Here is a 13,021-nt window from a genome sequence, read left to right on the forward strand (position 1 = left end):
CCGTGATGTGGATCAGGGCTTCCTGGATCAGGCCTCGCGGACCGGCACCTGCGCCCGCGTCGCGGGGCCACGGCCGGCGATCGTGCCGACCTGCGCGACCGCGGCCTCGATCGCGGTCTGCGGGCCGCCGAAATCCGCCGTTTCGTCGGTGATCGGGTAGAGCGCGTTCGGCTCCGCGGCGGCCAGGGAGCGAGCCACGCTGCCGTCACTCCGGAAAATGTCGAGGATGTAGGCCTCCGACATCGCGTCGAGGGGGATCTCGGCGGGCTCCCAGGTGTCGGCGTCGCGGCGCGCCCGGCGGATCCAGCTGAAGCGCACGCCTTCGGCCTCGCGCCGCGCCCGCAGATGGACGGGGCGCAGCGGCAGGAAGGCCGCGAGCCCGGCGCTCGCCGTGAAACGGATCGCCGCCGGGTCGGCGGGGTCGCGGTCGGCCGGCCCGGCGCGGTAGGCGAAGGCGCGGCCGGCCTCGTCGAGCCGCTCGACCAGCGGCACCACTGCGCCGTCGTCGAGGCGCACGATCAACGCGCCTGCGGCCAGCGTCCGTCCCGCCGCTCCCTCGCTGCCGGCGAGACCGCGCAGGAGCGTCTTGAGGCGATAGGTGCCGCCGCCGATCAGTTCCGCGCCGGCGGCCGACAGGATCTCGACCGTGCCATCCGGGCCGACGACCCCGAACAGGTTCGCGCCGGCCAGGGCCGCAGTCTCGTCGACGGAGGCGAGACCCTCGGCATGGCGTAGCGCCACGTCGAGCGTGGCGGTCCGGTCGAACCGCCAGAGCGGGCCGGGGCGTAGCGGCGACAATGTGCGCCCGAGGCAGGCCGGATGGTCGACGATGCGCTGTACCGTGAGCGCCGCGCCCGCGCCGGCCGAGCGCCACACGGCCACTGCCCCCGGCCAAGGATCGGCCGCGACGGCGAGGTATTGCAGCGGCACCGGATCGCCGCGGCTGACGGGAAGGTCGAGCGCCACGGCGAAGGCGGGGCCGGGTAGCGCCGGGGGGAGGCGGTTGCGGCGGGCGTCGGAGGCCGCCGCATCCGCGCCGTCTCCGGTCGCGGACGGCACGCCGCCGCTCTCGATCCGCCGCCCGGCCGGACCGTCTGCGATGCGCAGGATGCGATGCAGGCCGCCATCGGGCAGGGTCACGCGGTCGCCGGGCTCCAGGTCGATCCGCCGGGGGCTGACCGCGAAGCTGCCGGTGTCGCGCGCGGCGAGCACCGCATCGAGCGCGGCCTCCGCCAGCCGCTGCGCGGAACCGCGCCGGGTGACGATGGCCGCCTCGATCCGGTTCTCGCGCCGCCGCGCTCCGGCCGGCCGCAGGGCGGCGGCGGTGGCGCGGCGGTAGGCGTCGCTCTCGCCGTCGCTGAAGCCCACCTCCAGCGTGCGGGGCAGGGCGCTCTCCTCGGCGCGCACGAGACCGAGGGGAGCGGACCCGTCGCGAGGAAGGACGAGATCCGCCGCAGCGAGCGCGACCGGCGAGGCGGTCCGGGGGCCGCGGATGCGCAGGCGTCCCGCCGTCACCGAGACGTTGAGCCCGAAGAGCTGGCAGAGCGGTTCGAGCACGCCGCGGGCCGAGAGCGGCCGGTCGATCACGAAGCCGTCGAGATACCCGTCGGCCTCGAGCGTGAGCGGCGGGTCGAGGCCGAAATCCGACAGGATCGCGGCGATCAGCCGGTCGAGCTCCTGGCCTTCGGCGCGTCCTGTGATCCAGTGACCGAGCGCCCAGTTGCCGGCGTCGGACCAGACCGTGTCGAAGTCGGGGAAGGCGGGGAACGGCCGCGCATCCCAGCACCAGACGAAGACGGAGGCCGGATCGACCATGCGCAGGCCGCCGCCCGGCCAGACCGGATTGTGAGCCGGCTCGAAACCGGGCATCCCCGGATCGAACCGCGCAACGATCGCTTCGAGGCCGCGGGCCTGGATCAGCTCGTCGCGGCCGCCGCGGGAGAAGGGCGGCAGCGCGTTCTCGGAGGATTTCGGGTCGGGAAAGACGTTGGGGCCGTTGGTGGCGCGGTCGTTCGCCGGAATGCCGATCTCGGTGAGCCAGATCGGCTTCGCGCCCGGCGCCCAGGCGGTTGCTCCGGTCTCGACGCCCCCGTCGCGCTCGACATGCCGGTTCGACCACCAGGCCACGAGGTCCTTCGCCCGGTAGATCCACGGCTTGCCGTAGGCGCCGTCCGTGATCGGCGTGCGGATCTGGGCGGCGCGGTCGGCCTCGCTCGCATAATACCAGTCAAAGGCCTCGCCCGTGCCGAGGCGGTCCTTGAGGTAGGCGCGGTCGTAGATCGCCGGCGCGAGGGCCGCGTCGGCGTGCGTGTCGCCGTCGCGCCAGTCGGAGAGCGGCGGGTAGTAGTCGATGCCGACCGCGTCGATCGCGGCGTCGGCAAACAGCGCGTCGAGGGGAAACCGGATGGTCGCTCCGCCGTCGCGGACATGCGCGCCGTACTCGGTCCAGTCGGCCGCGTAGACGAGCTTCGCGGAGGTCCCGAGGATGGCGCGGACCGCGTGGGCGAGGCTGCGCAGGGCCTCGACCGCCGGGTAGTCGCCGCCCGCGCCCCGCACGCGGGTCAGCCCGACGAGCTCGCTGCCGAGGATGAAGCCCGCGAGCCCCTTGCCCGCCAGCAGGCGGGCGTAGTGCAGCACCAACCCGCGAAAGCCTTGGGCGCCGGAGAAGAACGCCGCGACCTGGCTCGCCGCCTCCGCGGTTCCGTCCGGGCTGCCGGGCTGGCCCGGGGCGGGATCGCAGGTGATGCGCCCGCGCCAGGGATAGGCTGGCTGGATCTCCCCCGCACGGTGCGGATCGGGCAGGGCGTTGCCCGCGGGCACGTCCATCATCAGGAACGGATAGAGCACGACGCCGAGCCCGCGCCGGTTCAGCTCCGCCGCGAGCCGCAGCAGGCCGGCATCGGACGGCGTGCCGCCATAAGCCGGGCTGCCGTCGCGCAGCGAGACCACGCCCGCATCCGCGCGGCCGAGGCCAGCGACGCGCCAGCTGTCGCCGGTGGTCGCCTTCGCCGCGTTGTCGACGCGCGGGGCGATGGTGCATCGGCCGGCACGCAGATCGCTGCCGAACCAGCTCACCACCACCGCGACCTTCGCGAGGTTCGGGCACAGCGCCTGCAGGGCGTCGAGGGAGGCCAGCACGTCGCTGGCGCCCTGGAGCTGGAAGCGGTTGGCCGGCCGCGTCGCGCCGAGGCCCGCATCCTCGCTCACCGGGGTCGGGTCGAGGCCGAATTCGGTGGAGCCGGGGATCAGGCAGACCGCCCGGATTTTTTCCGCGATGCCGCCGACCGGGCGGATCACCTCGAAGGCGAGCTGCGGGATGCGGTTGCCGAACTCCGCCAGCGCCAGCCGCTCGAAGACTACGTAGGCGAGCCCGCGATAGGCCGGCGCCCCGTCCGCTCCCTCTTTGGCGACGACGAGCGGGTCGGGCGCCTGGGTCGCGGCGCCGGTGTGGACGCGCATCGTGAGTTTCGTCAGGTCGATCTCGGCTCCGTCGGCCCAGACCCGGCGGACGAAGGCGATCTCGGCGGCACAGAGGCCGACCGCGATGTTGGCGTAGTAGCTGTAGGCCGTGCGCACGGTCTTCGGGCCGCCGCCGCCCTTGGAGCCCGAGGACGAACGCTCCACCGTGGTGTTGGCCACTTCCAGCGGCCGCGTCGCCCAGATCAGCGTGCCGCCGATGCGGGCCCGGCCGTAGAGGCGCGGGATCGGCTCGCCCTCGGTGGAGGTCAGGCCGCCGACTTCGCCGAGGCGCGGCCCCTCGACGAAGCGGGCGCTCGTGCCGCCGAACAGCGCGCCGTCGATGGCCGAACCGCCGGCCGCGCCGAGCGCCCGGCCCACCGCCGCCCCGATCGGCCCGCCGACGGCGTTGCCGACCGCGCTGCCCACCGTCTCCAGGATCAGGGTCGCCATGGAGCCTCCTGGATCTGCGAGGGTGCGCCGTCGTCCCGCGCGCTGCCGGCCGCCGTGCTCGACGGCGCGTCCGGAAACCGAAAGACATGTGCGAGGTGCCGCCGCCACCACGGCGTGATCGCCACTTCGGTGACGACCGCGCCGTCATGCGCGTGGATCATCGTGCCCGCGCCGGTGGCGACGGCGCAGTGCTTGGCGGGGAGATGCGCGCGGAACCTGAAGAGCAGCACGTCGCCGGGCCCGGGCTCCGCATCGCGGCCGATCGCCAGGAGGTGCCGCCGGGCGCCCTCCACCAGGGGGGCGGCGCCGTCGGCCGCCTCTGCCCAGCCCGCAGCGTAAGGCGGCGGCGCTTCGGGCTCGTCTCCCAAGACCCCGCGCCAGACCCCGCGCAGCAGCCCGAGACAATCGCAGCCGACGCCCTTCAGCGAGGCTTGGTGGCGATAGGGCGTGCCGATCCAGGTGCGGGCCTCGGCGACGAGGTTTTTCGCGATGTCCGGCGGGGCGGGGGAAGGCATTCTGACACCTCGTGGGAACGGCGCGAAACCTCTCTTCCGCTGAGCGGAGAAGGTTTTCGCGCCTCACCGGAACAGGCTGCCGCCGTCGAGCACGGCGCTCGATCCGGGGGCGGGGCGCACGACGAAATCGTTGCCCGGCATGTGCGGAAAGCCTTGGAAATTCAGGCCGTTCGCGAATTTCTCGCGGCAGGTCGCGAAGCGTTTGTCGCAGCCGGCCGTAAGGACGAAGCCGTCGCCCGGCGCGACCGCGCGGGCCGGCGGCTGCCAGAGGTCGAGGGTCACGGCCGCGTCCGTCCGGAGGTGGGCGCGGATGTCGGCGTCGAGGCCGGCATTCGCCCCGCCCGTCCAGCGCAGGCGGCCGCCGGCAAACCAGCCGCTCGCGAATGTGCCGGCGAGCGCGACGACGAGGCGGGCCGGTGCGGACATGGCGAGCACCGTCCCGCTGCTGCGCCAGCGCCCCTCCGCGAGGTCGATGCCGCATCGGGGCTCGCCGAGTTCGGCGTCGCAGGTGGCGCGGTAGAGGCGGCCTCGCTCGACGTCGAGGCGGTGCATCAGCCCGCGCAACTCCGCCACGAAGGCGGTGCCGGCCCGGCGGATCTCGCCGATGGTGGCGACGTCCATGAGCAGCCGCGCCTCGGGCGCGCTCCAGTCCACCAGCCAGGTCTCCACCGTGGCTCCGTCGAACAGGCCCGCGGAGACATCCTCCGGCGCGATCCCCGCCGAGCTCAGGGCGCCGGCCACGTCGCCGCCGCCGACCGCAAAGCCCAGTTCGGCGCTCGCCTCGGCCGCCTCCAGGCCGGTGCGGGCGGTGTAGACGAGGCCGTCGCGGGTGAGGTCGCGGTCGTGGTCGGTGAAGCCCAGCGCCAGGCCGTCGCGGCGGGTCAGCGACCAGCAATGGCACAACGTCGTCGCCCCGCCGGAGAGGCGCGCGGCGAGGGCGGCGGGGATCTCGCGCATGGCGTGCTCCAAGGCGTTACGGCACGATCTCGATCAGCGGCACCTTCGGGATCTCTCCCGCCGTGAAGGCAGCGAGATCGACGACGAGGTCGTCGGTGTCGAAGCGGACGGGAACGTCGAAGGCGTAGCCGGCCGTGACCGTCGCGCCCGCCGCTGGCACCGCGTCGGGCACGAAGGTGACGAGTCCGGTCGTCGCATCGCACGCGAATTTCTGGGGCGGCAGCTCGATGCCGTTCACGGCGATCCGCACGCTGCCGGCCACCGGCTTCCGGATAATGCGGCGATAGGGCGCCGGGCCGCTTCCGTAGGTCTTGGCCAGGGCGAAGACGGCGTCGGTGCCCGTGCCCAGGCCGAGCGGCTGATCGGTCGGCGTAGGCACGGCGCTCGGCGGGCCGGAACGGTGATCGACGCGGTCGCGATAGCGGAAACCGTAGAGACGTCCGCGCCGCTCCTCGAAGAAGCCGAGCACCGCATGCAGTGCGTCGAGCGTACGTATGCCGAAGCCGGCATCGTAACGCCTGCGCGAATCCGCCCAGCGGCTGTTGCGGTGCTCGCGCCCCGAGGCGAGCGTGACGATCTCCGTCAGCCGGCTCGGCCCGCCGCTGCCGCGCAGCGCCACGTCGAGGGGAAAGCGCACCTCGTGGAAATCGCTCGGCATGAGTGTCGTCTCCACGAAAACGGCGATTGCCGGCCCATCCCCTCATCGTGAGGTGTCCGCGCAGCGGGCCTCGAAGGAGGGTTCCAGAGGATCACGCGGCAGGTTGGAGCCCTCCTTCGAGGCCTCCGCTCCGCTGCGGCACTTCGGGATGAGGGATGTGGATGGGATGATCGGCTTGATCCTCACAAAGCCCGCCGCCCCCGCGCCACGGCTCGCGCCAGGCTCGCCGCGACCTGCGCCTCGGATCTCCGAAAGCTCTCGGCGTCCGGGGTGGCGATGGTGATGCTGACGCTCACCGGGCGCTCACCGGCGGAGGCGACGCCGAGGCGGCCGTCGCTGCCGCGCTCGAGCGGGAGGATCGCCTCGGGGCCGGCCTCGCCCATCAGGCCGGTGCCGCCCTGCATCGGGAAGTAGGTCGGCGCGGCGACGATGCCGCCGCTGGCGAAGGGGCGGACCCGGCCGGCGGCGATGACGCCGCCGCGGGCGAAGGCACTCGTCTCGGAATCCGAGCCTTCGATCAGGCCCTTCACCAGGCTGGCGATGCCCTTGCGCACCGGGCTCAGCGCCGCCTTGAGGGCGAGCCCCGACAGCTTGGCGGCCAGCGTGCCGAGCACCCCGTCGAGCTGGCGCCCGGCATTGAGGTTGATGCTCAGCGCGCTCGACAGGCTCTGCCCGAATTTCTTCGCGAGCCCGTCGAGGGTTTCGAGCTGTTTCACCCGGTCGGCATTGGTGCGGTCGACGTCGTTCGCGGCCATGGCGCCCTCACACGAGCTCGATGCGGAAAAGGGGAATCCGGCTCTCCGAAAACGTCATTCGCCGGCGATGGCGTGATCCGGGTAGGCGGCGATGAGCCGATCGAGGTCGGCGCGGCCGGCGGCGGAGGGCGCCCTCAGCCCGGCGGCGGCCGCGAGTTCGCGCGGCGTCGCGGCCCAGAAGGCGGCCGGCGTCCAGCGCAGCGCATGGAGCCCGAGCGCGAGGGCTTCGTCCCACGGAAAGGCGAAGGTTTCGGCCTTCGCGCTCAAGCCCGCCGTGGCACCCGAGGGTCCGGCGGCGCCTCCGCCTCGCCGAAGGCCGCGACGAGGGTTTCGCCCACGGCCGCCGCCACCGCCGCGAAGTCGCCCGCGAGGGGCAGGCGGGCGACCGCCGCGTCGTCGAGATCGTGCCCTCCGCCGCGGAGCGCCGCGCCGAGCAGCACGATCACGTCGCGGGCCGAGAGCCGTCCGCTCGAAAAGCGCTCGGCGAGGCCGACGACGTCGCCGGCCTTCAGCGTGTCCTCCAGCTCGGCCAGCGCGCCGAGGGTGAGGCAGAGCGTGTAGCGCTCCGCCCCGAAGGTGAGCGGCACCTCGCCGCGTCTGCGGTTGGGCATGGCGTCGGGTCTCCGGATGGGGCGGGGGCAGGTCTGGGCCGGCGGAAGGCCGCCGCGCTCAGAGCACCGTGAACGAGAGCGGCCCGGCGGAATCCAGCGCCATGTCGTAGGTGACCTCGCCGGCATGGTCGCCGCGGTATTCGAGGGCGGTGATCTGGAACGGGCCCTCGATGGTGCCGAAGGACGGCACCACGATCTGGTAGGCGTCGATCACCCCGTCGAAGAAGCTCTGGCGCAGCCGCGCGTCGGAGGCCTCGTCGCGAAAAACGCCGGCGCCCGAGACCGAGGCGCGGCGCACGCCCGCTCCGCCCAGCAACTCGCGCCAGCGCCCGGCGGAATCGGCGTTGGTGACGTCCACTGCCTCCGCGTTGAAGGCGATCTGCCGGGCGCGCAGCCCCGCCACCGCCGTGAATCCGCCGGCACCGTTGCCGGCCCGGATGAGCAGGTCCTTGCCTTTCTGGGCGGTCATATCGAGCTCCGGCGCTTGAGGTTCTGGTGCGATGTCCCTCCCCACGCGGGGAAGCGGGTGGACCGTCAGTCCGCGATCGCTTCGGTGACGGCCTTCAGCGTCACCGTCGCGCGCGTCTCGCCGCTGCTTTGGTCGCGGTGCCCGGCGATCGACTCGACCCGGAGGGAGACCAGGGCGTGCCCGGCCAGCGTCAGGCCGGCCTCGTCGAGGAGGGCGGCGATGCGCTCCGCGGCGTCGAGGGCGCTGCGGGTGGAGCCGCGCTTTCCGAACACCACGAGCGCCAGCGTGTGCAGATGGCGGCGCGCGCCGTCGACGGAATCGTCGCGGGCCTCGCCGTCGCCGAACAGTGCGAAGACGGGCAGGGCCGCGCGGGGCGGCTCGTCGTAGAGGCGCACGACGCCCCCCATCAGGGCGGCGAGGGCGGCGTCGCCGCCGAGCCGTGCCAGGATGGCGGCGCGCATCGCCAGGAGCGGACTGGTCATACGGCGCCCTCCGGCACGATCTCCTCGACCTCGCAGGCGAGCTCGCGGCGGCGTCCGTCCGGGTCGCCGGCCGAGCGGATCGCGAAGCGGCGCAGGCCGGCGGCAAGGCGCATCCCGGAGGCGACGCCGGGCCGCCAGCGCAGGCCGACGCGGTGCGTGGCGACGCTTTCGCTACGGCCGTTGCGGGTGCGCTCGTCCGCGCCGACCCGCGCGATCGATCCCCAGAGCACGGGGCCGGCGACGTAGCGGCGCAGATGTCCGCCGAACCCGTCCGGTTCGTCGAGCGGGGTTTCGAGCACGAAGCGGCGCCGCCGCGCGCCGATGGGCGCCTGGGTCATCGCGGATCTCCGGGGTTGCGTGGGTTCGGCCTTCAGAGCCGCATCAGGCGGTGCTGGGCGAGCAACCCCGCGACGGCCGGCGGCATCGCCAGCGTGCCGGTGGGCGCAGTGTCGCCGCGGTTCTCGAACCAGTCGGCCACGATCATGCGGATCGCCTGGGCGAGCGGGGCCGGCACCGGCGGCCCGTCGCCGCCGCTTCCGGCCGTGACCTCGATCAGCGCGGCCTTGCGCATCAGCAGCGGCACGGCCGGGTCGACCAGCAGGCAGGGAGCCTCCCACGGGTCGGGGCCGGGCCGCAGCAGGGCGGTGTCGATCTCGTCCACGAGGCCGTCGGCGCCGACGATCCCCGCCCGCGTTACCCCGACGAGGGGGCTCAACGGCAGCGGCAGCACGCCGCCCGCCGGCCAGGCCGTGAGCATCAGCCGGAAGCGCGCGGGCCGGACGAGCCGACGCGTGGCCGCCTCGACGCCGGCACGGGCCGCGGCGACGAGCCCCTCGATCAGGGCGACCTCGCTATGGTCGTCCGGATCGAGGCGCAGGTAGCCGCGCATCTCCGGCAGGCCCACCGGCTCGACGCCGAGTTCCGCGACGCGTATCGGGGTCATGCTTCTCCTCCCGCACGGGTTTTTTCCGATGCTGCGCAAGCCGACGCGGTTCGCGTGCCTCGCGGCCGCCCTCCTCGCCGCCGGCCCCGCCTGCGCCATCGTCGGCGGGCGCGAGGCGCCGGGTTCCGTCGAGGCGCGCTCCGCGATCATGGTGCTGACCTCGAAGGGCGGGGCCTGCTCGGGCGTGGTGGTGGCGCGCGACGTCGTGCTGACGGCCGGGCACTGCGTGGCGGGCATGCCCGAGAACCGCATCCATTTTCGCGACGAGACCGGAAAACCGGTCCTGATGGAGGTCGCGGCGCGGGCAGTGCACCCCGGCTACGAGGCCGACGCGATCCGCGCCCGCACCCGCTCCATCGATCTCGCCCTGCTGCGCTCCGCCGAGCCGCTGCCGGCCCGCTTCGATCCCGCCGCCTTGAGCGCGGCGATGCCGGCCGCCGGCACCGCGCTGAGCCTCGGCGGCTACGGCGCGGCGCGCGGCAACGACTACCGCTCGGCCGGCCGTTTCCGGCTGGCGAGCCTGTCGGTGGTCGAGCCCTACGGGCCGAGCCGCATCCTGGTCTGGCTGCAGGCGGCCAGGGCCGGCGGCTGCAACGGCGATTCCGGCGGGCCCATCACCGGCGAGGCCGGCGTGCTGGCGCTTGCGGCCTGGGTGAAGCGCGTCTGCGGCGGCCTGACCCAGGGTATCCTGCTCGGGCCGCAGCGCGGCTGGATCGACAGGACGCTCGGCGGTTGGGGCACGGCCGCGCGCTGGACTCCGTGAGCCTGCGGCCGGCCAAGCGTACCCGGCTTTGGAACCTCAGCTTGGCCGGGACATTGCCTTCAGCTAGCTTGGGGGCTCGACAGATTCGAGGCGCACCGGGCGCTGGAGACATGACCATGGTCGCAGGTCCCGTCCGTGCCGCCTTCGTCGGCGCCGTGTTCGGATTCGTCCCCCTCTCGGCCCAGGCCGTGGTGCAGGGACAGGTCAGCCGCGACCCCGACGGCCTGCGTGCCTCGGTGGTGCGGATCGAGAGCACGTCCGGCGAAATCTGCTCCGGCACCCTGATCTCCCAGGATCTCGTCCTCACCGCCGCCCACTGCGTCCAGCACAATGCCGGCTACAGCGTGGTAGTGGTCGACCCGTCGTTCCGCCAGCGGCGCATCTCTGCGGTGGCGGCCTCGACCCATCCCGATTTCGTGCCCGGCACCTCACCGGAGGATCAGCCCGGCATCGATCTGGCGATGCTCAAGCTCGCCCAGCCCGTCGGCCCCGGCTTCCGCCCGCTGAACCCGAGCGGCGGCGGCGCAATCGACACCGGCACCGGCGTCGACATCGCCGGCTTCGGCGTAGTGGCGGAGAACAAGCGCAGCACGGCGCGCACCCTGCGCACCGCCCGCCTCGTCTCGATCGGCTCCCTGCAGGTCGCCAACCGCGTCACCGTGATCACCGATGCGCAGCGCCTCGCCGAGACCGCAGGCGCGGGCGCCTGCCTCGGCGATTCCGGCGGCCCGATCCTGCGCGACGGCCGGATGGTCGGCGTCGTGAGCTGGTCGAGCGGCGCCATGCGACAGGACAAGCGCGCCCGGACCGCCTGCGGCGGCTTCACCGCCGTGACGCCGACGGGCGAGCATGCGAGCTGGATAAATTCCCGCGCCTCGCAGCTCGAAGCGATGGCCCCGGCCGAGGCGCAGGCCGCGGCCCCGATCCAGTGGACGGCGAAGCCCGGCCGCCGCCGGGCGCGCTGAACTCCGTCATCCCGGGTTCCGCTACGCGGTCCCGGGACGACGGTGAGAGGTGTCGACCCCGTCAGCTCAGGGCCGGCTGGCCGTTCGAGGCCGACAGGCCGCCGTCGACCGGCAGGTTCACGCCAGTGACGAACTGCGCGTCCGCGCTCGCCAGGAAGGCGATGACGCCGGAAATGTCGTCGGGCCGCGCGCCGCGGCCCATCGGGATCCGTTCTTCGAACTTCGCGACGAGCTCCGGCTGGTCCTGCATGCCGGCGGTGAACGGGGTGTAAACCAGCGACGGGTTGACCGCGTTCACGCGCACGCCGTTCCTGGCCTCGTCCAGCGCCACGGCGCGGGTAAAATTCGTCACCGCGCCCTTGGCGGCGCAGTAGAAGCTGTGGTTCCAGTCGCCGCCGAGCCCCGAGACGGACGAAACGTTGACGATGCAGCCGCGGCTCCGGCGCAGATGCGGCAGGGCGAAGCGGGTCATGTAGAAGACGCCGTAGAGATCGGTCTCGATCACGGTCGAGAAGTCTCCGATGTCGCCCTCGTCGACCTTGCCGAGATGATCCTTGCCGGCATTGTTGACAAGGACGTCGAGGCGGCCGAATTTTTCCGCAGCCGCCGCGATCACATCTCGGCAGCGATCCACGTTCGAGAGATCGGCGACCTGGGTCAGCACCTCGGCCGCCGCGATGTCGCCCGCGACTTTGCGCAGCCCTTCCTCGTTCCGGTCTGCGAGGACGAGCGTCGCGCCCTCCCGGCCGAAGCGTCGCGCCGCCGCCTCTCCGATGCCGGATGCCGCGCCCGTGACCAGCACCACCTTGTCCGAAAAACGACCCATCGGGTCTCCTGCTCCGCCTGATGCGGGGCCGGCATCGATGCCGGCCCCGTCGAATGCGGCCAACCCGATGGGTTCGGGCCTGTTCCGTGCGATCACGCGAACTTCAGGAGCTTGATCGCGTCGAAATCCTGCACGCCGCCGCCGACGCGCTTGGTGGTGTAGAACAGCACGTAGGGCTTGGCGGAGTAGGGGTCGCGCAGGGTGCGCAGCCCCGTGCGGTCGACCACGAGATAGCCGCGCTTGAAGTCGCCGAAGGCGATGGAGAGGCTGCCCGAGCCGATATCCGGCATCGCCTCGGCCTCGGCGACGGGGAACCCCATCAGCGTCGCGGCGCTACCGGCGGCGGCGGGGGGCTGCCAGAGATAGTTGCCGTCGGCGTCCTTGAACTTGCGGATCGTGCTCTGCACCCGCCGGTTCATGACGAAGCTGGCGTTCTGGCGGTAGCCGGCGCGCAGCCCGTAGATCAGGTCGAACAGGATGTCGGCCGGGTTGCTCGCCGGAAAGGCCGATGCCGTGCCGGTCGCCGTGAAGCCGATCTTGCCGGGCACCCAGGCCGCGTTCGCGACCGTGTCGTAGCTCAAGAACCCCCGCGGGCGGCCGATGCCGCTGCCGGTGACGAAGGCGACGCTCTCCTGCTCGGCGAAGACGTCCTCGACCTCCGCCGAGAGCCAGGCGTCGATGTCGACCACCGCGTCGTCGAGCAGCGTCTGCGTCGCCGCCGGCATGGCGTAGAGCTCCATGGCCGGGAAGCTGAGTTCGAGCAGCGGCGGCGCGTCGGTCTGCGGCCGCGCAGCGGTCTCCGCGACCCAGCCGGAGGCCGGCCCGGTCGGCGAGAAGGCCCGCTTGTAGAGGCCGCCGGAGATGACCTGGACGGTGGCCAACGCCCGGATCGGCGAGATCTGCGCCAGCCGGCGCAGCACCTCGCGCTCGATCACCGTCGGCACGAGATAGCCACCATCCGGCCCGGACCCGGCCGACAGCGCCTTCTCCTCCAGCCGCTTCAGGCCCGCGCTCTCGCCGGCCCGGACGTAGAGATCGAACGCCGCCTTGTGCTCGGCCCCGAGGCCATGGCGCGGGCCGCCCTCGGGGCCGGCCATCGGCGGGCGGGCGCGGTCCAGGCTGATCCGGTCGAGCCGGGTGCGGGCCTGATTGTGTAGGGCGGTGACAA

15 protein-coding genes are annotated in these 13,021 nt (G+C 73.2%); 2 read left to right on the top strand and 13 right to left on the bottom strand.

Annotated elements, in window-relative coordinates:
* Positions 1-27: 27 nt before the first annotated feature.
* The 11 genes from MFF07_RS16140 to MFF07_RS16190 form a co-directional block, all read right to left on the bottom strand.
* Positions 28-3,909 (bottom strand): baseplate multidomain protein megatron, encoded by a 3,882-nt coding sequence (locus MFF07_RS16140; RefSeq protein WP_238232348.1) that lies wholly within the window; start codon positions 3,907-3,909, stop codon positions 28-30.
* Complete coding sequence (locus MFF07_RS16145; RefSeq protein WP_238232349.1) at positions 3,897-4,424, bottom strand: NlpC/P60 family protein; 528 nt, start codon at positions 4,422-4,424, stop codon at positions 3,897-3,899. Before MFF07_RS16145 ends, MFF07_RS16140 begins: the two co-directional genes overlap by 13 nt.
* 63 nt (positions 4,425-4,487) lie before the next feature.
* Entirely contained in the window at positions 4,488-5,381 is an 894-nt protein-coding gene (locus MFF07_RS16150; protein ID WP_238232350.1) for a phage/gene transfer agent baseplate hub protein, read from the bottom strand.
* Positions 5,382-5,397: 16 nt separating this feature from the next.
* Positions 5,398-6,039 (bottom strand): DUF2460 domain-containing protein, encoded by a 642-nt coding sequence (locus tag MFF07_RS16155; RefSeq protein ID WP_147821765.1) that lies wholly within the window; start codon positions 6,037-6,039, stop codon positions 5,398-5,400.
* A 182-nt stretch (positions 6,040-6,221) separates the two neighbouring features.
* Positions 6,222-6,794 carry a phage tail tape measure protein gene (locus MFF07_RS16160; protein WP_238232351.1) on the bottom strand — a complete coding sequence of 191 codons (573 nt, stop codon included), beginning with the start codon at positions 6,792-6,794 and terminating at the stop codon, positions 6,222-6,224.
* A 54-nt stretch (positions 6,795-6,848) separates the two neighbouring features.
* Positions 6,849-7,061 carry a phage tail assembly chaperone gene (locus MFF07_RS16165; RefSeq protein WP_238232352.1) on the bottom strand — a complete coding sequence of 71 codons (213 nt, stop codon included), beginning with the start codon at positions 7,059-7,061 and terminating at the stop codon, positions 6,849-6,851.
* Positions 7,058-7,405 (bottom strand): gene transfer agent family protein, encoded by a 348-nt coding sequence (locus MFF07_RS16170; protein WP_238232353.1) that lies wholly within the window; start codon positions 7,403-7,405, stop codon positions 7,058-7,060. Before MFF07_RS16170 ends, MFF07_RS16165 begins: the two co-directional genes overlap by 4 nt.
* Positions 7,406-7,463: 58 nt before the next feature.
* On the bottom strand, positions 7,464-7,874 hold the full coding sequence (locus MFF07_RS16175; protein ID WP_238232354.1) for a phage major tail protein, TP901-1 family: 411 nt from the start codon (positions 7,872-7,874) through the stop codon (positions 7,464-7,466).
* Positions 7,875-7,939: 65 nt separating this feature from the next.
* On the bottom strand, positions 7,940-8,356 hold the full coding sequence (locus MFF07_RS16180; protein ID WP_238232355.1) for a DUF3168 domain-containing protein: 417 nt from the start codon (positions 8,354-8,356) through the stop codon (positions 7,940-7,942).
* Positions 8,353-8,694 (bottom strand): head-tail adaptor protein, encoded by a 342-nt coding sequence (locus MFF07_RS16185; protein WP_238232356.1) that lies wholly within the window; start codon positions 8,692-8,694, stop codon positions 8,353-8,355. The genes MFF07_RS16180 and MFF07_RS16185 overlap by 4 nt, the downstream gene beginning before the upstream one ends.
* Before the next feature lie 32 nt (positions 8,695-8,726).
* A complete protein-coding gene (locus MFF07_RS16190; RefSeq protein WP_238232357.1) occupies positions 8,727-9,299 on the bottom strand; it encodes a head-tail connector protein in 573 nt (190 codons plus the stop codon).
* Positions 9,300-9,327: 28 nt separating this feature from the next.
* Here MFF07_RS16190 and MFF07_RS16195 point away from each other — a divergent pair, with 28 nt between their 5' ends.
* Both MFF07_RS16195 and MFF07_RS16200 read left to right on the top strand, forming a co-directional pair.
* Entirely contained in the window at positions 9,328-10,062 is a 735-nt protein-coding gene (locus MFF07_RS16195) for a trypsin-like serine protease (protein ID WP_238232373.1), read from the top strand.
* 116 nt (positions 10,063-10,178) lie between these two features.
* Positions 10,179-11,027 carry a S1 family peptidase gene (locus tag MFF07_RS16200; RefSeq protein ID WP_238232358.1) on the top strand — a complete coding sequence of 283 codons (849 nt, stop codon included), beginning with the start codon at positions 10,179-10,181 and terminating at the stop codon, positions 11,025-11,027.
* A gap of 61 nt (positions 11,028-11,088) precedes the next feature.
* On the opposite strand, the gene budC is transcribed toward MFF07_RS16200, so the two are convergent.
* Both budC and MFF07_RS16210 read right to left on the bottom strand, forming a co-directional pair.
* A complete protein-coding gene (gene budC / locus MFF07_RS16205; protein WP_238232359.1) occupies positions 11,089-11,853 on the bottom strand; it encodes a meso-2,3-butanediol dehydrogenase in 765 nt (254 codons plus the stop codon).
* 92 nt (positions 11,854-11,945) lie between these two features.
* Positions 11,946-13,021: phage major capsid protein (locus MFF07_RS16210; RefSeq protein WP_238232360.1), on the bottom strand; the 1,076-nt coding region annotated here is incomplete at its 5' end.

Source organism: Methylobacterium thuringiense (assembly GCF_022179645.1).
Lineage (GTDB): Bacteria > Pseudomonadota > Alphaproteobacteria > Rhizobiales > Beijerinckiaceae > Methylobacterium > Methylobacterium thuringiense.